The organism is Martelella sp. HB161492 (genome assembly GCF_013184775.1).
In the GTDB taxonomy this organism is placed as follows: domain Bacteria; phylum Pseudomonadota; class Alphaproteobacteria; order Rhizobiales; family Rhizobiaceae; genus Martelella.
Map to the genome: position 1 here is coordinate 95955 of NZ_JAATVV010000015.1, position 23802 is coordinate 119756.

At 61.4% G+C, this 23802-nt stretch carries 20 protein-coding genes; 14 read left to right on the plus strand and 6 right to left on the minus strand.

Annotation, left to right across the window (positions count from 1 at the left end):
* Positions 1-7: 7 nt before the first annotated feature.
* Entirely contained in the window at positions 8-685 is a 678-nt protein-coding gene (locus HCK86_RS21150) for an IclR family transcriptional regulator (protein ID WP_176086473.1), read from the minus strand.
* Positions 686-870: 185 nt separating this feature from the next.
* On the opposite strand from HCK86_RS21150, the gene HCK86_RS21155 reads away from it, so the two are divergent.
* The 5 genes from HCK86_RS21155 (at position 871) to HCK86_RS21175 (ending at position 5953) form a co-directional block, all read left to right on the plus strand.
* Positions 871-2076, plus strand: coding sequence for a CaiB/BaiF CoA-transferase family protein (locus HCK86_RS21155; RefSeq protein ID WP_176086474.1), 1206 nt, complete (start codon positions 871-873; stop codon positions 2074-2076).
* Entirely contained in the window at positions 2073-2873 is an 801-nt protein-coding gene (locus HCK86_RS21160) for a citryl-CoA lyase (RefSeq protein ID WP_176086475.1), read from the plus strand. The genes HCK86_RS21155 and HCK86_RS21160 overlap by 4 nt, the downstream gene beginning before the upstream one ends.
* Before the next feature lie 23 nt (positions 2874-2896).
* The gene (locus HCK86_RS21165) at positions 2897-3877 is read left to right on the plus strand and encodes a tripartite tricarboxylate transporter substrate-binding protein (RefSeq protein WP_176086476.1); all 981 of its coding nucleotides are present in this window, start codon (positions 2897-2899) and stop codon (positions 3875-3877) included.
* Between the two features lie 69 nt (positions 3878-3946).
* Complete coding sequence (locus HCK86_RS21170) at positions 3947-4378, plus strand: tripartite tricarboxylate transporter TctB family protein (protein WP_176086477.1); 432 nt, start codon at positions 3947-3949, stop codon at positions 4376-4378.
* A gap of 24 nt (positions 4379-4402) precedes the next feature.
* Positions 4403-5953 (plus strand): tripartite tricarboxylate transporter permease, encoded by a 1551-nt coding sequence (locus HCK86_RS21175; protein ID WP_176086478.1) that lies wholly within the window; start codon positions 4403-4405, stop codon positions 5951-5953.
* A gap of 58 nt (positions 5954-6011) precedes the next feature.
* Here HCK86_RS21175 and HCK86_RS21180 read toward each other — a convergent pair whose 3' ends face one another.
* The 3 genes from HCK86_RS21180 to HCK86_RS21190 are packed head-to-tail and all read right to left on the minus strand — an operon-like array spanning position 6012 to position 9405.
* Entirely contained in the window at positions 6012-6938 is a 927-nt protein-coding gene (locus HCK86_RS21180; protein WP_176086479.1) for an N-carbamoyl-D-amino-acid hydrolase, read from the minus strand.
* On the minus strand, positions 6938-8188 hold the full coding sequence (locus tag HCK86_RS21185) for a M20 family metallo-hydrolase (protein ID WP_176086480.1): 1251 nt from the start codon (positions 8186-8188) through the stop codon (positions 6938-6940). The genes HCK86_RS21180 and HCK86_RS21185 overlap by 1 nt, the downstream gene beginning before the upstream one ends.
* Positions 8185-9405 carry a diaminopropionate ammonia-lyase gene (locus HCK86_RS21190; protein WP_210259993.1) on the minus strand — a complete coding sequence of 407 codons (1221 nt, stop codon included), beginning with the start codon at positions 9403-9405 and terminating at the stop codon, positions 8185-8187. Before HCK86_RS21190 ends, HCK86_RS21185 begins: the two co-directional genes overlap by 4 nt.
* A gap of 114 nt (positions 9406-9519) precedes the next feature.
* Between HCK86_RS21190 and HCK86_RS21195 the strand changes: the two genes are divergently transcribed.
* The 9 genes from HCK86_RS21195 (at position 9520) to HCK86_RS21235 (ending at position 21327) form a co-directional block, all read left to right on the plus strand.
* Entirely contained in the window at positions 9520-10413 is an 894-nt protein-coding gene (locus HCK86_RS21195) for a MurR/RpiR family transcriptional regulator (protein WP_176086482.1), read from the plus strand.
* A 132-nt stretch (positions 10414-10545) separates the two neighbouring features.
* Positions 10546-11628 carry an extracellular solute-binding protein gene (locus HCK86_RS21200; RefSeq protein ID WP_210259994.1) on the plus strand — a complete coding sequence of 361 codons (1083 nt, stop codon included), beginning with the start codon at positions 10546-10548 and terminating at the stop codon, positions 11626-11628.
* Between the two features lie 2 nt (positions 11629-11630).
* Positions 11631-12746, plus strand: coding sequence for an ABC transporter ATP-binding protein (locus HCK86_RS21205; RefSeq protein WP_176086483.1), 1116 nt, complete (start codon positions 11631-11633; stop codon positions 12744-12746).
* Between the two features lie 3 nt (positions 12747-12749).
* Complete coding sequence (locus HCK86_RS21210) at positions 12750-13619, plus strand: ABC transporter permease (RefSeq protein ID WP_176086484.1); 870 nt, start codon at positions 12750-12752, stop codon at positions 13617-13619.
* The gene (locus HCK86_RS21215; RefSeq protein ID WP_176086485.1) at positions 13619-14398 is read left to right on the plus strand and encodes an ABC transporter permease; all 780 of its coding nucleotides are present in this window, start codon (positions 13619-13621) and stop codon (positions 14396-14398) included. Before HCK86_RS21210 ends, HCK86_RS21215 begins: the two co-directional genes overlap by 1 nt.
* Positions 14399-14438: 40 nt before the next feature.
* The gene (hydA, locus tag HCK86_RS21220) at positions 14439-15857 is read left to right on the plus strand and encodes a dihydropyrimidinase (protein ID WP_176086486.1); all 1419 of its coding nucleotides are present in this window, start codon (positions 14439-14441) and stop codon (positions 15855-15857) included.
* 205 nt (positions 15858-16062) lie between these two features.
* A complete protein-coding gene (locus tag HCK86_RS21225; RefSeq protein ID WP_176086487.1) occupies positions 16063-18189 on the plus strand; it encodes a fibronectin type III domain-containing protein in 2127 nt (708 codons plus the stop codon).
* A 31-nt stretch (positions 18190-18220) separates the two neighbouring features.
* The gene (locus HCK86_RS21230) at positions 18221-19975 is read left to right on the plus strand and encodes a type I secretion system permease/ATPase (RefSeq protein WP_176086488.1); all 1755 of its coding nucleotides are present in this window, start codon (positions 18221-18223) and stop codon (positions 19973-19975) included.
* On the plus strand, positions 19972-21327 hold the full coding sequence (locus HCK86_RS21235; protein WP_176086489.1) for an HlyD family type I secretion periplasmic adaptor subunit: 1356 nt from the start codon (positions 19972-19974) through the stop codon (positions 21325-21327). Before HCK86_RS21230 ends, HCK86_RS21235 begins: the two co-directional genes overlap by 4 nt.
* 8 nt (positions 21328-21335) lie before the next feature.
* Here the strand turns inward: HCK86_RS21235 and HCK86_RS21240 are convergent, their stop codons facing one another.
* Positions 21336-21770, minus strand: a complete 435-nt coding sequence (locus HCK86_RS21240; protein WP_176086490.1) for a pyridoxamine 5'-phosphate oxidase family protein — start codon at positions 21768-21770, stop codon at positions 21336-21338.
* Positions 21742-23616 (minus strand): LysR family transcriptional regulator, encoded by a 1875-nt coding sequence (locus HCK86_RS21245; RefSeq protein WP_176086491.1) that lies wholly within the window; start codon positions 23614-23616, stop codon positions 21742-21744. Before HCK86_RS21245 ends, HCK86_RS21240 begins: the two co-directional genes overlap by 29 nt.
* Positions 23617-23802: the final 186 nt, after the last annotated feature.

A 23802-nucleotide genomic window follows, 5' to 3' on the forward strand; every position in this document is an offset into this window, starting at 1 on the left:
CATTGCCTCAGGCGGGAATGACAAGCCTTGCCGCGCTGGCCGTGACTATCTTTGAAATTCTCTCAACCGTTTCCGCGTCGAACCGGGTCACGAGGCCTGAAACGGTGACTGCGCCGCGCAGGTCACCCGCCGTATCGAAAACCGGTGCCGCGACGGCAGCAACTTCGCCGTTGCGTTCGCCATGTGAGGTGGCGTAGCCGGCCCGTCTGATCTCTTCGAATTCGGCCGGCAAGTCGTCGTTCCAGGCCTGCAGAACCTTGCCGGATGCGCCGCGATTGATCGGCAGTTGCACACCCTCGGCGACCGAATGGCGGATCGCGCGGGCAGGCTCAACCCGGTAAAGACAGATCCGGGTGTCGCCCTGACGCACGTAGAACGAGGCCGTCTCGGATGTCTGCTCGACAAGGTCTTCCAGGGCATTTCGCAGCGCATCTCCCAGCGAGAAGCCGGCGCGGTATTGCGCGCCGAGCCGCCAGACGGTGCTGCCAAGACGATAGCGTCCGGTATCGTCACGTTCGATATGGCCGAAACGCTCCAGTGACACAATCAGTCTGAGGATCGTGCTTTTGTAAAGACCGGTCTCCCGTGACAGATGTGCAAGGGGCAGCGGTCCGGGCGTTTGCGAAAAGCAGTCGAGAATGGCAAGCGCCCGCTCCACAGCCTCGACACCCTTTTGCTCGCCCATGCTTTTCCCTCGGTTGAAACTGCCGCAGTTGCCGAAGTGCAAGCGCCCGTCTGCTGCACGGGCGTCACGGCGGGTCTGCGGTGATGTAAGCCAAACGTCGACTAGACGATTATCAAATGTTCTGTTATTGTCAATGGCGTTCTATCAGATAGAACGATAATTGATAAAAACAAGGTTTGCAGTGCATGTCGGGAGAGAATACAGCCATGCTGGCGGGGGTGCGGGTTCTGGATCTGACCAATGTCCTAGCCGGTCCGTTCTGTTGCCATCAGCTCGCGCATCTTGGTGCGGAGGTCATCAAGGTCGAAAATGTCAGGGGCGGGGATCTTGCGCGACAGCTTGGCGCTGATCCGGAGCTTAACCGTCGCGATATGGGCATTTCCTTTCTGGCCCAGAATGCCGGCAAGAAATCGGTGACGCTCAATCTGAAGACGGAAGAGGGAAAGGCGCTTTTGAAGGCGCTTGTGGCCGAGGCTGATGTGCTGGTCGAGAATTTCCGGCCCGGCGTGATGAAGCGCCTTGGCGTGGACTATGATGTGTTGCGCGCCGTGAACCCGAAACTGATCTATTGCGCCATTTCCGGGTTTGGTCAGGAGGGACCCTGGGTCGGCCGGCCGGCCTATGATCAGATCATTCAGGGCAGTTCCGGGGTGATGTCGATCACAGGTGATCGCGACAGTGCGCCGATGCGGGTGGGTTACCCGATTGCCGATACGATTGGCGGGCTCACGGCGGCATTCGCCATTGCCGCAGCTCTGAATGCGCCGGAACGCGGCAGCTTTATCGATGTGTCCATGCTGGAGGCGGTGATCGCCACCATGGGCTGGGCTGTTTCCAACTATCTTGTCGGCGGCGTCGAACCGAGTGCCAATGGCAATGAAAACATGACGTCGGCGCCCTCCGGTGCGTTTCAGGCCGCCGATGCGCTGCTGAATATTGCTGCCAACAAGGATGAACAGTGGCATGCGCTGGCGGCCCATATCGGCCGCCCTGAACTCGTCGATGATCCGCTTTATCTGACGCGTGAGAAACGCAAGGAAAACCGCGCAAGGCTGAAAGCCGAAATCGAGGTGGTGTTGAAGACCCGTCCGGCACGGGAATGGGCGCGCGAGCTGAACCGGCTCGGCGTTCCGGCAGGCGCCGTGCTGACCGTGCCGGAAGTGCTTGCCCATCCGCAGATCACCGAACGCGGCATGCTGGCGACCTTTGAAGAGGTGCCGGGCGTCGGCCGGCCTGTCACCGTGCTCAGAACCGGCTTCAAGGTTGATGGCCGGGCGCCTTCGGTCGCAACCGCACCGCCGGCGCTGGGGCAGGACAATCATGAGATTTACGGGCGTCTTGGCCTCTCCGGCGAGCGGATCGACGACCTGAAATCGCGGGGGGTCATATGAGCGACGTTGCCGATTGGTGGACCACTGAAATCATCGACATGCAGCCGGGGAAGATCCATTTTCGCGGCAGACCGATCGAGGATCTGATCGGCAATGTCACCTTTCCGCAGATGGTCTGGCTGATGACCCGCGGCGATCTGCCGACAGCAGACCAGGCGAAGCTTCTGGAGGCGGCGCTGGTCGCTGCCGTTGATCATGGGCCCCAGGCCCCCTCGATCGCGGCCGCCCGCATGGCGGTGACCTGCGGATTGTCGCTCAATGGCGCCATGGCCAATGCGGTCAATATGCTCGATGACATTCATGGCGGCGCCGGGGAGCAGGCGGTGATGCTCTATCACGAAATCGACCGGGCTGTTGACGCCGGGGAGACGCTGGAAGCGGCGACGGCTGCCGCGATCAGAACATTCCGCGCCGAAAAAGGTAAATATATTCCAGGCTTCGGCCACCGTTTCCACAAGCCGGTTGATCCGCGCAGTCCGCGCCTGCTGGCGCTGGTGGATGCGGCCGCCGAAACGGGGACGGTTTCGGGTCGCTTTGCCGCGATTGGCCGCGCCATTGCTGCGCATCTGGAGGCGGCGCGCGGCAAGCCGGTACCGATGAATATCGATGGCGCGACCGCCGTCATCTATGCCGAGCTTGGCTTTGCGCCACCGCTCGCGCGCGGTCTCTTCTGCCTGTCCCGTTCTGTCGGCGCACTCGCCCATGGCTGGGAACAGATGCAGCAGGGTGGACGCAATAAGGGGCCGACGCCCCCACACTATCGGTGGACCTATAAGGGTCCCGATCCGATGTCCTGAAACGGTCATAGAGGGAGGACTTGATGACCAAACTTCGCAATCTCGCCATGACGATGGTGCTCGGCCTGACGCTTGCCAGCCCGGCACTCGCCTTTGAACCCAGTGCCAGCGAATGCATCGCACCGGCAGCGCCGGGCGGTGGATGGGACTTCACCTGCCGCCAGGTCGGCAAGACGTTGCAGGATCTGAAACTCGTGCCCGGCACGATGCAGGTTGCCAATCTCGTTGGCGGCTCCGGCGGTGTCGCCTTTGCCGAAGTGGTTGGCAAGCGCGATACCGATGACAATCTTCTGGTCGCAGCCTCTTCCGCCACGGCAACCCGTCTCGCCCAGGGAGCATTTCCCGGTTACAGCGCCGATCAGGTGCGTTGGGTGGGTTCCGTCGGCGCGGATTACGGCATCATCGCCGTCGCCAAGGATTCGCCGATCAACACGCTTCCCGAGCTGATGGACAAGATCAAGTCCGATCCCAAAAGCGTTGCCGTTGCGGGTGGTTCTGCCGTTGGCGGCTGGGATCATCTGAAGGTCCTGATGGCAGCGAAAAAAGCTGGCATCGATGATGTCCGCTCGGTCAAATATGTCGCTTTCGAGGGCGGTGGCGAAGCGGTGACCCAGCTTCTGGCCGGTTCCGTTCAGGCATTCTCCGGTGACGCATCGGAAGCCAAGGGGTTTGTCGACAGCGGTGATATCAAGGTCCTTGCCGTGCTTGCGCCCGACCGCATGCCGGGCGACTTCTCGTCTTTCCCGACCGCCAAGGAACAGGGCATCGACGTGATCGGTGCAAACTGGCGCGGCTTCTATGCGCCGGGCAAGATGGATGACGCGGCCTATCAATACTGGGTCGATGCGATCCAGAAGGTCTATATGTCCGATGAATGGAAGCAGGTGATGGCCCAGAACGGCCTGGCACCACTCGACAAGAGCGGCCCGGAATTCACCGCCTTCGTCAATCAGTCCATCGCTGACATTCAGGCGCTTTCCAAGGAAATCGGCATCATCAAGTAAGTCAGAAGGCCCCGGCCCGGAGAGGAGAACCGGGACGGGGCCTTTTTGCAGCAAATGGGAGGAGACGCTGTGAGCGATCGTATTTTCGGCGTGTTCGGCATGATCCTGTCTGCCGTCTATGTCTGGCAGGCCATGCTGACGGAGGAGAGCTTTCTCAGCGATCCTGTCGGGCCGAAGGCCTTTCCGGTGATCATCGGTATCGTGCTGGCCGCAGCCAGCCTGTTCATCATCCTTCTGCCCGACGCGGAGCCGGAATGGCCGCGTCTGAAGGCGCTGGCCGATATCGTCATTTCTGCCGGCGTGATGTTTGCCTATGCCTGGTTTCTGCCGGTTCTGGGCTTTGTGCTGGCGACCATACTGGCTTCCGCTTTCCTGTCCTGGCGGCTTGGGGCGCGTCCGCTGCCGGCCTCCGTTGCCGGTGTCGTCATTTCGCTCGGCATCTATTCGATCTTCCATCTGGTGCTCGGTCTTCATCTGGCCCGCGGCCCGCTCGGCTTTTGATGCCCGGCGCAGAAAGGCATTTCCATGGACACGCTTTCCGCAGTGATGAACGGCTTCTCCGTCGCACTGACATTTGAAAATCTCAGCCTTGCGCTGCTCGGCTGTTTTCTCGGTACGATTATCGGCGCATTGCCCGGCCTTGGGCCATCCAACGGCGTGGCGATCCTGATTCCGCTCGCCTTCACGCTCGGCCTTCCGGCGACGCCCGCACTGATCCTGCTGACGAGCGTCTATTTCGGGGCGATGTATGGCGGGCGAATCTCGTCGATCCTGCTCAATATTCCGGGTGACGAACCGGCGGTGATGACAACGCTGGACGGCTATCCCATGGCCATGAAGGGCCAGGCGGGTGAGGCGCTGGCCATTTCCGGCCTTGCCTCCTTCGTCGGCTCTTTCGCCGCCATCTGTGGCCTTGCGGTTCTGGCGCCGCAGCTGGTCAAGGTGGCACTTCTCTTCGGTCCGGCAGAATATTTTGCACTTTATGTTCTTGCCTTTGCCACGCTGGGCGGCATCACCAGCCGCAATCAGGCGAAATCGGCGCTCGCAGCCGCACTCGGGCTTGGCGTTGCCATGATCGGTATCGATCAGCAGACCGGCGTGCCGCGCCTGACCTTCGGGCAGATGCATCTTTATGACGGCATCGACTTTCTCGTCGCCATTGTCGGTCTTTTCGCGCTGTCGGAGGTTTTTACCTTCCTCGAGCATCATGGCAGCAAGGTTGATACGGCGGGCCATGGCAGCAAGCCCGTTGTCATCGGCCGTATCGTGCCGCGGTTGTCGATGATCGTGCAGACATCCGGTTCGATGGTTCGCGGGACCGTGATCGGCTTTCTCGCCGGGGTGCTGCCAGGTGCGGGTGCCTCGCTCGGTTCGTTCCTCGCCTATGGCGCGGAGAAAAACCTGAAGAACCGTGATGACACCTTCGGCAAGGGCGATCCGCGCGGCGTGGCCGCGCCCGAAGCCGGCAATAATGCCGCGGCCGGCGGCGCGCTGGTGCCGATGCTGGCGCTCGGCGTGCCGGGATCCGGCACCACGGCGGTGCTGCTTGCCATGCTATTGGCGCTGAATGTGACGCCGGGGCCGCTGCTCTTCACCAAGAACCCGGACGTCGTCTGGGGGCTGATCGCCGCGCTGATGCTCGCCAATGTCATGCTGCTTCTGCTCAACATTCCGATGGTTGGCATGTTTGTCCGCATTTTGCTGATCCCGTCGAAATATCTGATGCCGACGGTGGCGATGGTCTCCTTTGTCGGCATTTACGGCATTTCGGGTTCGGTCTTCGATCTCTCCGTCATGGTCGCGTTCGGTCTTGTCGGCTGGCTGCTGCGCAAGCTCGATGTGCCACTGGTGCCGGTGATCATGGGGGTCTTGCTGGGCAATCAGATGGAGGTCAATCTGCGCCGTGCCATGACGATTTCCGATGGCGACTGGTCGGCGCTGTTTGCCTCACCGCTTGCCATCGGGCTCTGGATCGTGGCGGTGGCGGGCTTTGTCCTGCCGATCATTCTGAACATGACCAAGCGGCGCAACCGGGTGCTGATGACCCATAATGAGGAACTGGCGGAAGGCGACTGAGCTGCCGCGCCTCCCGCAATTCAAGCCCGGCCGGTCTGCCCGGCCGGGCTTTCATGTTTCAGCCGTCCAGATTGGCGCTGGTGAGCGCGGTGTAGAGTTCGGGGCGGCGGTGAAGCTTGAAATTGAAGATGTTTTTGCGGATTTCCAGACAGCGGTCGAGATCGCAGTCATAGGTGATCAGCTCATCGCCCAGCGTACCGGCCATGGCGACGATCTCCCCCGTCGGAGCGATGATGCAGCTCTGGCCGATCAGATCGCAGCCTTCTTCCTTGCCGGCCTTGGCAATCCCGACCACCCACATGCCATTCTGATAGGCGCCAGCCTGCAGGCTCAGATGATTGTGGAAGCATTGCAGGTGGTCATGTTCCGGAGCCAGCGGATAATGGACCGGCGTATTATAGCCGATCAGCACCATTTCCACGCCGCGCAGGGCGAGTTCGCGATAGGTTTCCGGCCAGCGCCGGTCATTGCAGATGGCCTGGCCGAAGATGCCGCCAAACACGCTTGCCGCTGAAAAGGGCTCAGGTCCCGGCTCGAAATAGCGCTTCTCCAGGTGCTGAAACGGGCGCCATGGCTCGTGTTCCGGGTGGCCGGGCAGATGGATCTTGCGATAACGGTGGACGATATTGCCCGCCTTGTCGACGATGATCGTCGTATTGTAGCGATGGGTAACGCCGTCAATCTCGGTCAGCTCGCCATAGCCGAGCGAAAAGCCGATCTTGAGTTCCCTGGCGCGGGCAAAGAGCGGTGCCACGTCATCATTCGGCATGGATTTCTCGAAGAAGGCGTCAACATCGGCCTGATCTTCCATGAACCAGCGCGGAAAAAAGGTGGTCAGCGCCAGTTCGGGAAAGGCGACGACATCGCAATGACGGCTGGCGGCCTTTTCCATCAGCGCGATCATGCGCGAAACGACCTCGGCGCGGGTTTCTTCACGGGCGATGGGGCCAAGCTGGGCCGCGCCGACAACAACAACTCTTGCCATCAGGCAATCTCTCCATTGGTTGGCATGGCCTGCTTCAGTGCCACCTGCAACAGCACGTTGGCACCGTTTTGAAGGTCTGCCGCTTCTGTGAATTCCGTGACGTTGTGGCTGATGCCGTTGACGCTCGGAACGAAAATCATCGCAGCGGGCGCAAGGCCGGCGATGATCTGGGCATCGTGGCCGGCGCCCGAGAACATGCGCCGGGTGGAAAGGCCAAGCCCTTCAGCTGCCGCCTCGACACTGTCGACAAGGGGAGGGGCGAAATCGGTCGGCGGAAAATCCGCAAGCATGCGCGTGGTGATGTCGACATCCTCCCGCTTCGCCACATCGGCAATCAATGCGGCCAGCCTTTCATTCGCCTGCTTCAGCGTCGTGGCATCGGGGTGACGAAGATCGACGGTCAGAACGGCCTTTTCGGCGACCACGTTAACGAGGTTGGGCTTCAGGGTGATCGCGCCAACTGTGCCGACCATGTCGCCAGCGATGTCGCGGACCAAATCGCCGACACCAGCGGCAATGCGGGCAGCGGCAAGGCCAGCATCGCGGCGCAGCCGGATCGGCGTGGTGCCGGCATGGGCCGCACGGCCTGCAATCGTGATTTCGGTCCAGGAAATTCCCTGAACGCCGCGCACGACGCCGATCTTCAGCCCTTCATCTTCCAGCACCGGTCCCTGCTCGATGTGAAGCTCGAAATAGGCGGCAATCGCCTTCGGGCCGCAGCCGGTACCGGCATAGCCGGTTGCGTCCAGCGCATCGCCGAGCCGCTCGCCATCAATGGCGATGATATCGCGTGCCGTTTCCACCTTCATGCCGCCGGCAAAGACCAGACTGCCAAGCATGTCGGGCTGAAAGCGCGCACCTTCCTCATTGGTGAAGGCGGCAACGACAATCGGATGTTCGGTCTCGATGTCGGCATCATTCAGTGATGCGACAACTTCGAGACCGGCGAGAACGCCGAGTGCGCCATCATAATAGCCGCCGGTTGCCACCGTATCGATATGGGAGCCGAGCATGACGGCCGGACCATCGGTGCGGCCCTTGCGGGTGCCGAAAATATTGCCGATCGGATCGATCGCGACGGTGAGGCCGAGCGCCTTCATCTCGCCGACCAGATGGTCGCGGCCAAGCTTTTCATCGGCGCTCAGCGCCAGACGGCAGACGCCGCCGCCGGGCAATGCACCGATCTTGCCAAGGTCTTCCAGCCGTTTCACCAGCCGGGCACCATCGACCTGCATGGTATTGACGATCATTTCACAGACTCCACTTCAGCGGCAGTCTGGCCGACGATCTCGGCATAGAGTGCCGGGTCCGTATCGCCTTCACTGCCAAAACACAAGACCACCGAGCTGGTGTTCAGACCCAGCGCCTCACGCCAGTCCTGGTGCTCGCTTGCAACGAGGAAACCCGCAAGCCCGGCGACGCCGCTTTCGCCGCTGGCCAGCTGCGCGCCCGCTTGACCGGAGGCCAGGAGCCGCATGGTTTCAGCTGCGGCCTCATCCTCGATGGCCATGAAGGCGGAGACGCCGCCGTTCAGGATCGGCCAGGCGATGATGGAGGGCTCACCGCAGGCAAGGCCGGCCATGATGGTGTCCAGCGCACCGCCGACGGTAACGGGGCTTCCCGCTTTGGCGCTTTCCTGAAGGCAGGCTGCGTTTTCCGGCTCGACGACGGTGACGATCGGGGCATTGGCGCCGAACGTCTCCCAGAAATGCGCGGTCACGGCGGCAGCCAGTCCGCCGACGCCGCCCTGGATGAAGATATGCGTGGGCTGTCTGCCGCCGAGCTGGCGGATCGCTTCTTCGGCCATCACGCTATAGCCCTGCATCACATTGCGCGGGATATCGGTGTAGCCGGGGTAGGAGGTATCAGAGACAACGAACCAGCCCTGTTCTTCCGCCTGCCGGGCGGCCTCGCGGATGCTGTCATCGTAATTGCCCTTGGCGCGGACAACGCGGGCACCGTAATGGGCGATGGCGTCTTCCCGGGCCTTCGACACGGTTTCATGGATGAAGATCACCGCCTTGCAGCCGAACAGCTCGGCCCCCCAGGCAACCGAACGGCCGTGATTGCCATCGGTGGCGCAGGTGACGGTCAGGTCTGAAACAATGTCGCGATAGGTTCCCGCAAGCAGGTCCGCAGTCTCGGGAGCTTTTCCGGTGGCCGCCTCGATCCGTGCTGCGAGAAGCCGGAACACCGCATAGGCGCCGCCAAGCGCCTTGAAGGAACCAAGTCCGAAGCGGCCAGCCTCATGCTTGTAGTAGATCGCTGCGACACCGGTCTTGTCGGCCAGCGCGTCAAGCGAAACCAGCGGGGTTTCGCCATAGCCCTTCCAGGCTGAGACGGTGTCAAAGGCACGTTTGCCGGCATCAAGGCTCAACGTATGCTGCAAAGCAGGCGGGTAGGGAACGCTTCTGGCCGGATGGCCTGCAACGAGGCTTGCCCGGACGTGCGAAAAGTCAAAGACCATGGGAGACATTCCAAAAATGGCGAAACTGTGCGAAGGATAGCGTGGATGCTTGACCAGTCAACAAGAAATGAAAATAATTTTTCGTAAATTCTATTTTGTGAAAATGAGGCGCCTATGACCGAGCAGGAGGATACCCGTCCCATCGATGTCCGCATCATGGAGATCTACGACGAACTGACGGCATCAGAGCGCCGGCTGGCCGCGGTGGTCATGGAGGCGCAGGCCAATCTGGCGAGTTTTACCGCGGGTGAGCTGGCAGCGAAGGCCGACATTTCCAATGCGACTGCGGCGCGGTTCTTCCGCCGTCTCGGCTATGCCAGCTATAACGAGGCGCGGTTGATGGCGCGTCAGGGTGAGGATTGGGGGTCGCCGCTCTATGAGCTGACGGGGACTGGCGGCAAGCGGCTTTCCCCCGGCGATTTCGGCCTTCATATCGCCCAGGATCTGCAGAACCTGACACGCACGGCCGAGATGCTGGAAGCGGCTGAACTCGACCGGGCGATCGCCATGCTTGCAGGGGCGAAGCGGATCTGGATCATCGGCTTCCGCAATTCCATGGCGCTTGCCACCTATGCGCGGGCGCTTCTGAGCAATCTGAAGCCCGATGTCCGTCTGGTACCGGCAGCCGGCATGTCGATGGGCGAAGAGCTTGCCGGGATCGGGCCTGACGACCTGTTTTTGGTGTTCGGCTTTCGCCGCCGCCCCGCGCAGCTGCGCGAAATCATGGCGGTGGTGCAGGAGGCGGGGACGCCGATCCTGCTGGTGGCTGACATGACGGCGGCCCGGACGGCGCAGCTTGCGACCCTGACATTGCGTTGCCACAACCGCGGTCATGCGATGTTCGACAGCTATGCCGCGCCGATGAGTCTGATCAACTATCTCTGCTCCGCCGTCAGTCAGGCGCTTGGCGACGAGGCGGTCGCCCGACTCGCCGAAATTGAATCGCTTCATGGGCGGCTGGATCAGCTCGGTGCGCCGCTTCTCGGGCGCAAAATGCCCAAGTCTTAGTCAATTGCCAAAAAATGAAACAATATTTTCATATTGATGATTTTATGAAAAAGGTTTTTAATTGATCCAGGTCGAATGAAAAACGTCGGCCACCCGCGCATGACATTGGGGAACCATAAAGGGATCGAGCCTATGACTTTTGAAATCAACCGCCGCGGATTGCTCAAGACCGCCGCCGCAGGCGCCGCGCTCAGCGCATTCTCGCCGCTCAGCCGCGCCTTCGCCGCAACCGATATCGCCTGGATGACCTGGGAAAACCTGGCCAAGCCGGAATATCTGGCTGCATTTCTGAGCGCCAATCCGGGCATCGACATTACCAAGACCTTCATCGGTACAGATGACGAGCAGTTCGCCAAGCTGCGTGCCGGCGGTGCCTCGTCGGTCGACCTGATCACGCCCGGCCTCGACAAGGTCGAGTACTATGTCGCCTCTGACCTGCTGCAGCCGATCGACTTTTCCAAGGTCACCAATGGCGATCTGCTTTACGATACCTTCAAGAATACCGGCCTCGGCAAGAAGGATGGCAAGACCTACGGCATTCCCTTCTATTGGGGGATCAACCCGATCGTCTATCGCGCCGATCTGATGGATGGCGAACCGGACTGGTCGGTCTTCTTTGAAGGCGACAAATATGCCGGCAAGCTCGCCATGCGCGATTATGCGCTGGAAGGCATCATGATCGCGGCCATGTATCTCGGCATTCCGCGCGATGAAATGTTTGTCATGGACGACAAGCAGCTGGCCGAGATCAAAAAGGCGCTGATGGCGCAGAAGAAGCTGCTGCGCACCTATTGGAACTCGATCGGCGATCTGACCAATCTGTTTGCCTCCGGTGAAGTCGTCTGCGCCTTTTCCTGGGTGCCGCCCTATTACGATCTGAAGGAGCGTGGCCTCGACATGGGCATGGCCAAGCCGAAGCAGGGCGTTATCGGCTGGTGTGACACGCTTGCCGTTCCGGCCGGTGTCGAAGGCGAGAAGCTCGATGCGGTCTTCAGCCTCGTCAACTATCTGCTGGGCCCGGCCTACGGCGAAAAGCTCGCCTTTGGTGGTCCCTATGCCCAGTCGACCTCGGCTGCGCGCGATCTCATCCCGGACGATCAGAAGGAAAAGATCTTCATCAGCGATCTTTCGGTGATGGACAGCTTCGTCTGGAAACAGAACCCGCCGCGCTACAATGACTGGGTGGCACTCTGGAACGAAGTAAAGGCCAGCTGAGCATGCTTTCCGCATCCCCGACGAAAAATGCCGGCACAGCCGGCATCGTGAAGCCGGAGACACCGCTCCTGCAGGGCGTTGCCGTTCACAAGGAATATGGCACGGTCCATGCCGTTCGCGGCATTGATTTTGCCATCGAAGCCAATTCCTATGTCACGCTTCTGGGCCCGTCGGGCTGCGGCAAGACTTCGCTGCTACGCATGATCGGCGGCTTCGAGGAAATCTCCTCGGGGCTGATCGAGCTTGATGGCCGCTCGCTTGCCGGAACACCGGCAGCGAAGCGGCCGGTCAACACCGTGTTTCAGAACTATGCCCTGTTTCCGCATCTGAGTGTCAGGGAGAATGTCGGCTTCGGGCTGGCCTATCGTCGTCTTGCCAAGGCCGAGATTGCCGAAAGGGTCGATGGAGCGCTTGCCATGGTGCAGATGGAGGCCATGGCGGAGCGACGGCCACGCCAGCTTTCCGGCGGGCAGCAGCAGCGCGTGGCGCTGGCCCGCGCCATCGTCAATCAGCCGCGGATCCTGCTGCTGGACGAGCCGCTTTCAGCCCTTGACCGGCGCATGCGCAAGGATATGCAGATCGAGCTGAAGGATCTTCAGCGCCGGCTGGGCATGACCTTTTTGCATGTGACCCACGATCAGGAAGAGGCATTTGCGCTTTCCGACCACATCATCGTCATGAATGATGGCCGGATCGAGCAGCAGGGCGCCCCGGCCGAGATCTACCGCCGTCCGCAAAACGCCTATGTGGCCGATTTCATCGGCGGCGCCAATCTCGTTGCCGGCAGGATCGCCGATCTTGCCGCCGGCGGAGCGACGATCAAAACCGTGGCGGGACTGTTCTTCTGCCCTTCAGTCAGCGGTCTTGCCGTCGGCGATGCCGCCGTTCTGACACTCAGGCCCGAGCAGGTCAGACTGAGCGATGATGGCGCGATCGCCGCCACGGTCACCCATACGGTGTTTCGCGGGTCTGAATGGCTGGTCGAAACCGTGCTGGCCGACGGCACGGCGCTCAGCCTGACGACTAGCGCCGATGAAGCCCCCGTGGCGGGCAGTCAGGTTGCTCTCGGCTTTGATCCGGCACGCGGCTGGATCGCTGCGGCCGGGCGGGGCGACTGAGCCATGGAAAAATCCCGCATCGGCGCCTTTCTGGCTGCTCCGGTCTTCGTTGCCATTCTGGCGCTTTGCGTCGCACCGCTGGCGATCCTGTTTGCCTATTCGTTTTTCCGGGTCGATTTCGTCGCCATCGTCACCGATCCTTCGCTGAAGAATTATGCCCGCATTGCCTCCAGCGAGACCTATCGCTGGCTGATCGCCAAGGCCTTCCTCTCCGGCCTTGCCATTGCCGCGCTGACGGCGGTGATCGGTTATCCGGTGGCCTGGTTCATCGCCAAGCGGGTTCTGCATTATAAATCCGCACTTCTGACCCTGCTGCTGGTGCCGCTTTATACCGGCGATATGGTGCGCATTTTTGCCTGGCGGGTGCTGCTTGGTGCCGAAGGTGTCATGAACACGCTCCTGATCTGGGCGGGCATTGTCGATCATCCGGTCGATGCCTTGCTGTTCTCACCGCTCGCCACCCATATCGTGCTCACCTACAATTATCTGCCCTTCATGGTGATCGGTCTCTGGCTCGCCTTCGAGGCGCTGGATGACCGGCTGATCGAAGCGGCTGCCGATCTCGGCGCCGGCACGGGCTCGACATTTCTGCGGATCACATTGCCGCTGACAGCACCCGGCCTTGTCGCAGGTGGACTGATGGTCTTCGTCATGGTGGTTGGCGATTATCTGACGCCGCAGCTGGTTGGCGGAGCGTCGGGCGTCACCATCATCTCGGCGATCAACGACCTGTTCGGCACGGCCTTTGACTGGCCGCTCGGCTCGGCAATCGCCTGGACAATGCTGGCCATCCTGTTCTGCTTCTTTGCCGCGGCGGTGGTGGCGATTGCCCGCTCCTCGCTTGGCAAGGCCATGGTGGGAGGAGAGGCTTGATGAAGAGCCGCGCGACACAGGCCGCGACCCTCTGGGTCTATCTCGTCTTTATCTTCATGTATCTGCCGGTCGCGATGATCGCGATCTTTTCCTTCAATGCTTCCGAGATCATCGCCTTTCCGCTGCAGGGTTTCACCTTTCAGTGGTACCAGGACACCTTTACGGATCTGCGTCTTCTCGGCGGGCTGAAACTCACCTTTCTGGTGGCCATTCCCACCGCGCTGTTCTCCACCATTTTGGGGGCGATGGCGGCGCTGGCGCTGACGCGCTTTCCGATCAGGCGGCGGATGCTGCTGCTGGTCATGATCCTGCTGCCGTTTCTGATTCCGAAGATGATCCTGGCGGTGGCGCAGCTGATCCTTCTGTCCGATCTCGGCATTGCCCGCACGGTCTGGACCATCATCGCCGGGCAGACCATCATTATCCTGCCCTTCACGACGCTGGTGAATGCCTCGGTGCTGATGCGGATCGACAGGCGTCTGGAAGAGGCGGCCTATGATCTCGGAGCAAGCCCGGTCTCGGCCTTTCGGCGGGTGACGCTGCCGCTGATGAAGAACGGGCTGCTGGCAGCCTGGTTCATCGCCTTCGTTCTGTCATCGGCGGAATATGTGCTGACCTCTTTCCTCAGTGGCAGGGCGCAGCCGCTCTCCATTCTGGTGGCCTCGGATTTCCGCTTCAATATTTCCCCCGCCCTTGATGCGATTGCGCTGATGCTGGTCGTCGCCAATATTGCGCTGATCGGGATCGGTGAATTCATTCGCCTGAGATCGCAGAAATAGCGGGCGGTTCAGGCGTGGTTTGTGACGACAGGAGTGTTTCATGGCCGATTTCGACCTCCTCATTCGCGGTGGCACCTGTGTGACCGCCGCCGATACCTTTGTTGCCGATATCGCCGTCAAGGGCGGGACGATCATCGCGACAGGCGCCAATCTCGGTTCTGCCGATCGGGAGATTGATGCATCCGGCCTGCTGGTGATGCCGGGCGGGATCGACAGCCATGTCCATCTTGCCCAGCCGTCTGATCCCGGCGGGCCGCAAATGGCAGATGGTTTTGAGACCGGCACCCGTTCCGCCATTGCCGGCGGCACGACGACGGTCATTCCCTTCGCGCTGCAGCCGCGCGGGGCAAGCCTTCGCGACAGTGTGGCCGCCTATCATGAAAAGGCGCGCGGTCAAGCCTATTGCGATTATGGCTTTCACCTGATCATCACCGACCCGACGCCCGAAGCGCTGGGGCAGGATCTGCCGGCGCTGGTACAGAACGGCTACACCTCGTTCAAGGTGTTCATGACCTATGACGACATGGTGCTGAACGATCGCCAGCTGCTTGACGTGTTTGACTGCGCCCGTGACTGCAAGGCGCTGGTCATGGTCCATTGCGAAGGTTACGACGCCATCCGCTTCATGACCGAGAAGCTGGAAAAGGCGGGCAAGACGGCCCCCTTTTACCATGGCGCCTCCCGTCCGGAAGTGGTGGAGCGGGAGGCGGCGCATCGCGCGATCAGCCATGCGCAGCTGGTCGACGTGCCGATCATGATCGTCCATGTCTCCGGCCGCGAGGCCATGGAACAGATCCGCTGGGCACAGCAGCGCGGGCTGAAGATCTATGGTGAGACCTGCACGCAGTATATTGCCCTGACCGCCGACGACATGAAGGGCTTCAACATGGACGCCACCGGCGGCAAATATGTCTGCTCGCCGCCGCCGCGTGACCGCGCCAGCTGGGACGCCATATGGGAAGGGATCCGTGGCGGCGTGTTCTCGACGTTTTCATCCGACCACTGCCCCTTCTATTTCGACGGACCGAACGGCAAGATGTCGGGCAAGGGCACGACCTCGTTCCGCTGGGTTCCGAATGGCATTCCCGGCGTTGAAAACCGCCTTCAGGTATTCTTCTCCAAGGGCGTCAGCGAAGGGCGGATTTCGCTCAACGAATTCGTCGCACTGACGTCGACCAACCACGCCAAGATGTATGGTCTCTATCCGAAGAAAGGTTCGATCGCGCCGGGCTTTGATGCCGATCTGGTGCTGTGGGACGCCAATCGCGAGGACGTCATCACGCAGGACGGCATGCATCACGGTGCCGACTACACCGCCTATGAAGGGCTCAGGGTGAAGGGCTGGCCGGTGATGACGATCCTGCGCGGAAAGACCGTCTGTGAGGACGGGCGCATTCTTGGTTCGGTCGGTGACGGACAGTTTCTGCCGCGCGCCATTTCCCCTTACGCGGCATCGTGACGAAGGAGTCGCTGGCGCCCGGCAGGGCGCTGGCGGGCATCCTCCCACCGCCGCATCCATTGGCGAAAGCCAAATTCCCAGAAAAAGTCTGCGTTCGTGTAAAGTAACATTTTACTGCCCGCTGGGAGGCTGCTCTTATTGCCTGAACCGCTGATAAATCGGTTTTTTGTACTTGGACTGGTCCTGTTGAAAGGGTAGCGCAAGCATGACGTCGACGAAGATCACATGGAGCTGGGGAACCAATACGGTGCTGGATTTTGATCCGGCGACCGACGTTCTCGATTTTGGCTGGTTTTCCTCCAATTTTTTCACGATCGAAGAGGTCGATGGATCGGTGGTGATCTCGATTCCGTCGAACAACCAGACCTACACGCTGACCGGCGTCAGTCTTTCCGATCTGACGATCGACAATATCACCGCCAGTGATTCGAGTGCCGTCTCTGCCTGGGAAGACGCGCTTGCCAGCAGCAGCAGTGATGACGACGGCGATGCTGCCGTTGTTCCCGATGCGCCGGAAAATCTCTCCGCCACCACTGTGTCCGAAAGCCAGGTGCAACTGAGCTGGGATGCGGCGACCGTGGAGGGGACAGGCACGGTTTCCCAGTACAATATTTATGTGAATGGTGAACTGGTCGGCACGACGAGCGATACCAGCTACACCATCAGCGATCTTGCGGCCGATACCGAATATTCCTTTACCGTCACAGCCGTTGACGAGGCCGGGGAATCGGCCTCGTCGGATGCGCTCGATGTCACGACAGATGCGGCCACCGATGACAGTGACGACACCGGCACGTCGGACAGCGATACGGGGGATACATCCGACAGCGGCAGCGATGGAAGTTCTGACGATACGTCCGGTGACGACACATCTGACAGCGATGACAGCGACAGCTCTTCCTCGTCCAAGACCTTCTCGCCCTATATCGACATGAGCCTGAGTTCGGCACAGGATGTGGTGGATATCGTTTCCGAGGCTGGTCTGACCGCCGTGACGCTGGCCTTCCTGGTCACATCCGGCACGGACACGATCGGCTGGGGCGGTTCCGGTGATGTCGAGGATGCAACGCTTTACAACGGCACCTCCATGGCATCGGTGATTGCCGAGCTGCAGGAGATGGGCGTGGAGGTGACGATCTCGCTCGGCGGTGCGGCTGGTTCCGAGGCGGCAACCACCTTTTCGAGCGTCGACGCGCTGGTCGCCGCCTATCAGTCGATCATCGACACCTACGGCGTGACCAAGCTGGATTTCGATATCGAAGGCTCTTCGCTTTCCGATACCGATGCCAACGACATGCGTAACGAGGCCCTGGCGATACTTCAGGCCAACAATCCGGATCTGGAGATTTCCTTTACCCTGCCGGTGACGACGGACGGTCTCACCGATGCCGGCCTGGCTCTGCTGGAATCAGCGGCAGAGGCCGGTGTCGAGATTTCCTACGTCAACATCATGGCGATGGATTACGGCGATTACTACGACAGCGGCGATATGGGCGATGATGCCATTGCGGCGGCCGAGGCAACGCTGGCTCAGCTGGATGATCTCGGCATCGATACCCAGCTGGTGATCACGCCGATGATCGGCATCAACGACGTGACATCTGAAGTCTTCACGCTCGAAGATGCCCAGCAGCTTGTCGATTATGTCGAATCCAATGATGACATCGCCGGCATTTCCATGTGGTCCCTGAGCCGTGATAATGGCGACACGGAAGGCTATGTCTCGGCCGTCGGCAGCGGTCTCAGTCAGGACGATTACGATTTCAGCACGATCTTCAATACGGTGACGACATCTGACAGTTCGGATGACACGGCTGGCGACGACACCTCCGATGACAGCAGCGATGATACATCGGATACCGACAGTGGCACCGATGACACCGCAAGCGGAGACACGGGCGACAGTTCTGACAATTCTGATACGACGGGCGATGACACGGCCGACGATACGGATGACAGTGACACATCCGGCGACAGCAGCGATGTCGCCGATGACAGCGGCAGCGATGATGACAGCACCGGCACGACGACCTCGATTGTCTGGAACTGGGGGACCGATACGGTCATCGACTTCGATCCTTCCACCGATACGCTGGATTTCGGCTGGTTCTCGGCGTCCAATTTCGACATTTCCGAAGAAGACGGCAATGTCGTGATTTCGATCCCGTCCAACGACCAGACCTATATTCTCGAAGATGTCAGCCTTGCCGACATGTCGATTGACGACATCGTCGCCAATGATGCCTCTGCACTGGCCGAGTGGGAAGATGCGATCGAGGAAGCGCAGGCGGAAGCGGATGCGCTGGACACCACCGACGGTCTGGTGGCTTGAGGCTTTGCGCAAGGCGTCTTCAGGAGGCGGCATGACGCAGGGCAAAGAGCATCCGGATATGGAGCAAAAGGCGCAACCGCGCTCGGTTGCCGCCAGTCTGCGCGCCAGCCCGTCAGCGCTGTGGGGCGTGCTGCTGTTCAGCGGTATGGCCAATCTCCTGATGCTGACGGGCCCGATCTTCATGCTGCTGGTCTATGACCGGGTGCTTGTCACCCGGTCGATCCCGACGCTTGTTGCGATCGGTCTGATCGCAACGGGTCTATATACCGCCTTCGGCCTGATCAGCTATGCACGCGGGCGGGTTCTCGCCCGTCTTGCCGATGCGCTCGAAACGGAAATTGCACCGGTGCTTTTCCGCACCGAAATTGCCGACAGTTTCAGCGGTGTGCGCGCGGGGCGCTATCCGCTTTCCGATCTCGCGACTGTGCGGCGGTTTCTGCCGTCTTCCACGGCGACAGCCCTGTTCGATCTGCCCTTTGTTCCCCTGTTTCTCGGGCTTCTGGCGATCCTGCACTGGTCTTTGGGGCTTGCCGGGCTCATCGGTGCCGTCATTGTCATCTGCCTCGCGCTCATCAATATCCGGCTGACACGGGCGGGCGTCGAGCAGGCGACGATGCGCGGTGCCGGTGCCAGTGGCGTGCTGGAAGAGGCGCGACGCTCGGCCGAGGCGATTACCGCCCTCGGCATGGTGCCGAACATGCTGGCCCGCTGGACATCGGCGCGCGACGGCGTGATTGCCGCCGACTACCATGCCGGCAATGTCGGTGCGCGGCTCTCGGCAATCTCGCGCTCCTTCCGGCTGTTTCTGCAGTCGGCCATGCTGGCGCTCGGCGCCATTCTGGTGATCAATGATCAGGCCAGCGGCGGCGTGATGGTTTCGGCCTCCATTCTGCTTGGCCGGGCGTTGGCGCCGATCGATCAGTCGGTGGCGGGCTGGCGCACGATCGAAGCGCTGCGCGGCGCCTGGCGGCGTATCGATACCGCACTTGCGCGGCAGATGCCGCGGCGGGCAAGCGTCGAACTGCCGGCGCTGAAGGGGCATGTCAGTGTGGAAGATCTCGTCGTCATTCCGCCTGGCGAGGTCAAGCCGGTGTTGCAAGGGGTTGGCTTCACCCTGACGCCGGGGGAGGGGCTCGGCATTCTGGGCCCGAGCGCATCGGGAAAATCATCGCTGGCGCGGTTGCTGGTCGGTCTGTGGTTTCCGGCCTCGGGAACGGTCCGGCTGGATGGCGCGACGCTTGATCAGTGGGACCCGGACAGGCTAGGGCGCCATATCGGCTATCTGCCGCAGGATGTGGAACTGATCGGTGGAACGGTCCGGGACTGCATTTGCCGTCACGCAGAAAATGCCAGTGATGGCGATGTGATTGCTGCGGCCAAGGCCGCCGACGCGCATGAGCTGATCCTGCGCCTCAAGGATGGCTATATGACCCGGCTGGGGCCGGGCGGTGCGAAGCTTTCGGCAGGCCAGCGCCAGCGGATCGGACTGGCGCGGGCATTGTTCGGCAATCCTGCACTGCTGGTGCTGGATGAGCCCAATGCCAACCTCGATCAGGATGGCGATGCGGCACTGACCGAAGCAATCCGGCGCGCGCGCCATCGCGGCGCTGCCGTGGTGGTGATTACCCATCGTGCCACAGCGCTTGCAGCCGTCGACACGGTTCTGGTGCTGAAAGATGGGCGCATGGTCGCCAAGGGGCCGAAAGACGCGATCATGAGGCAGATGCTGCGCGGCCGCGGGGCTTCCGGGGTGGCCGCCGGTTCTGAAGAGAGTATCCGCGCATGAGCGAAGTGAAAAACATCCGTCATCTGGCCGTTTCCTACGGTCGGCCGCTGCGCTTCGGACTGCTGGTCACCGGGCTTGTTGTCTTCGGCTTTGGCGGATGGTCGGCCTTTGCCTCGCTGCGAACGGCGGTCGTTGCATCCGGAACGCTGGCGGCGGAAGGCGAGACGCGCAGCGTGCAGCACGCCGATGGCGGCATTGTCAGCGCCATTCCTGTGCGCGATGGCGATCACGTCAATCGCGGCGATATTGTCATGCAGCTTGACCCCACCCAGATCCGCAGCCAGCTGGCAATTGTCGAAAACCAGCTCTATGAGGCGCTTGCCCGCAAGGCGCGGCTGGAGGCGGAGCGTGACGGCGATGCCGAGATCAGGCGACCGAAACTTCTGGCCGAAATGCTGGCCTCCGACAGGGCCGATATCGTGCCGGATGGCATGGACGAAACCGGTCGGCAGGCTGCAGATCGGGTTTTCCTGGGGCAGCAACGCCTGATGAAGGCGCAGCTCAGCAAGGTCGAGGCCGAAGTCGGCCAGCTGGAAACCGCAATCGGCCAGAGCCGCGAGCAGATCACCGGCATCGAGGGAGAGAAGGCATCCGAAGAGCGTCAGCGCGACCTGATCGTCAAGGAACTCGACAGTATCCGTGAACTGTTCAAACAGCAGCTGGTTACCCTTTCGAGGGTTCTGGCGCTGGAGCGGCAGCAGGCTTCGCTTGAAGGCGATATTGCCGGAAACGTCTCCGATATTGCCGCGCTGAAGCAGTCGATCGGCGAACAGCAATTGCAGATCCTGCAGACGCGGCTCGAATGGCAGGAACAGGTGCTGAGCGATCTGCGTGACGCCGAAAGCGATGTCCAGGATCTGACCGCCCGGCGCATTGCCGCGCTTGATCAGCTGAGCCGTGTCGATATCCGCGCCCCCGTCAGCGGCACGGTCACCAATCTTGCCGTCCATACCATCGGCGGCGTGATCGAGGCGGCCGAGGTGGTGATGGGGATCGTTCCCGATGATGAACCGCTGATCGTTGACGCGAAGGTCGATACATCGGCGGTTGATCAGCTCTGGCCCGGCCTTCCTGCGCGGGTGCGCTTGTCTGCCTTCGACCGGCGGACGACGCCGGAAATCGATGGCAGCGTGATCACGGTTTCGGCCGATCGGCTGATCGATGAGCGCACCAATGGCGCTTATTATGCGGTCAAGGTGCGGCTTGATCAGGACGAGATTGCCGCTCTCGGCGAGACGCTGATGCCAGGCATGCCGGCAGAGGTTTTTCTGGTGACCGGCAGCCGCACGCCGATGAGCTATCTGACCAAGCCGCTGACCGATCAGTTTGCAAGGGCGATGCGTGACGACTGAAGATCGCTTCAGGTCTGCTTCTGCCAGACCTCCTTGTGGCCGAAACCCTTTGCATTGTCCGTGAGTTTGATCATGGATGGCGAAAGCGCCCAGAGCGGCGCCGTCATGCCGGCGATTTCGGGGAAGGCGGCGATAAAGGCGGTCTGAGCGGCGGCTGCCGCATCACCTTCGAGCATGCTTGCATGACCCTCGATCTGGAGGCCGCAAAGCCGGGCTATGTCGCGTTCCTGGCCGGCGATCGCGGCGGCCACGGCACCTGTTCTGATCAGGGCATCGCCGTGACGCGTCGACGCTGCGGTGAAAAACAGCAGGCGCCGGGCGGCAAGATCCGGTACATAAAAGACGCTTGCAGCCCATGGTCTGCCATCTGCGCTGACGGCAAGCGACATGACGTGGTGACCAAGCAGAAAGGCGTCAATCGGATTCGAGAAGGCTGCCGTCATGGCCGGGTCTGTCCTGTTCTGTCTGCAGTTCGGCGAAGCTTGCAATCAACGCCTGGATGATGGCCCGTTCGGCGGTGGAAAGCGCCCGGTCCATGGAAAAGATCACCGAAAGCTGGCCGGAAATATCTTCGGCGGCAATCGGCATTGTCTTCAGTCGTCCCTCGGCGACGTCGCGGCGGACGGACGATGCTGGCAGTACGGTGCAGAGCGGCGCGCGTCTGGCCATGGCGATCGCCAGCGGCAGCGAGCCAACCTCGACGGCCGGCTGCAGCCTGAGATGGCGCGCCCGGACTGCGGCCATGACGGTCTGGTGGATGCTCAGATGCCGGCTGCCCATCACCAGCGGCAGGCGGCAAACCGCTTCAAGGGTCAGGGTCGGGCCGTCGCCAAGATTGATGGCCGGATTGGCGATGACGGAAAGCGGTTCGCTGGGGCCGAGCGCGATGCGCCCGACTTTCGGTCCGGCCATGCCGACGATGGCAAGGTTCAGCGTGCCGGAGCGGACCCGCTCATTGAGTGCGGTGTTGGACGCCTCGCTGATTTCCAGCCGCCAATGCGGATTGAGATCATGGATCCGGGTGGCCATTTCCGCCACGCGTGCCGTCAGCACGCTGTCATGGCCGGAGCTTGGCAGCGTGCCGACCGAAACAATTGCCTGTGTATGGGCGGCAATATCGCGTGACAGCCTGTGCATGGCCGCCTCACGCGCTTCTATTTCCAGCGTGAAGGGCAGCAGCCGGTCGCCGGCATCCGAGATCGAGCTGCCATCGCTGCGACGGGTGAAAAGCGCGCTGCCGACACTTTCCTCCAGCTTCTGCAGCTGGGCGGAAACCGAGGGTTGGGAAAGATTGGCAACCCGGGCCGCTGCCGAAATGCCGCCACTGCGACAGGCAAGGTTGAAAAGCTGGATCTGCCGCATGGTCGTATCCGGCTCAAAGACGATATTGTCCTCGGGCGCTGCGAGATTTTCCTTCACAAGGCCAAGGAAGGTTCTGGCGCGACCGGAGAGCGCACCGCTGATGCGCGTCCCGACATGCGAAATCAAGGGCGGGCTGAGCGGGGTCGCTGCCACCTGATGCAGGCCCATGCGGGCGGAAAGGATGGAGGCGGGCAGCAGGAAGCGCAGATGCGGGTTCTCGGTCAGCAGCTGGCCGAGATCATGCGGGTCGGCATCGATCACGCGCAGCTGATTGCCGAGGCCGTTGAGCTCGACATAGCGGGCAATGGCATTGGCGAGTGCCGGGCGCATGCGGGTGACGGCCAGCCGGTCGGTGACGAGATTGGGCGGTGCATCGCCCGGTGAGGCGCTGACGGAGACCCAGGGATCGGAATAGAGCACCTCGGCAAAGGCGTAATCGCTCATCTCGATTTCCGGATAGGAAAATATGTCGATCTGAGCGGTCCGTTCACGCGGGATCCGCTCATAAAGCCCGACTTCAGCGTCGGAATGATGTGAGCGGACATCGGCAAAGCGGCAGTCGATCAGCGTTTGCGGCGCGATGATGCCCATGTCATGAATGGCGCGGTCCACCGCCTTGGACAGGCGCCCGATCGCGAAGGAAAGATCGATGTCGATGACCAGTTTTTCGAGAGGCTGATCAGCGGTGCGGCCGGCATAGTTGCGGGCCTGATGTTCGAGCTGGAGGATGTGGCAGGCATCGCGGTAGAGCCAGAAGGCGGAGGGCAGAAGCCCGAGATGTCCGCCCTGTCGCGAAAACAGGCTCATGCCGATCCGGGTTTCGAGTGTCTTCAGCGCAGTGCTGAGCGTGGAGGCTCTGAGCCCCTGTCCGGCAGCGGCCTCGGAAATCCTCAGGTTCTGGCAGGCCAGAACAAATTTCGCCAGCAACCTGAACTCGGTGACGCTCTCCATGCCGGCGAGTGTAGATGTGGGGCTGCGGCTTTTCAAGACGGTTGACCGAAGGCAGAACCGCCCGGCGGGGCCGGGCGGTTTCGCTTTCCTGAGTGCTTACTTCAGCGCGCCGATCGCGTCTTCGACAATGGTGAGCACCTTGGTGGAGGTGACCATGTCGAA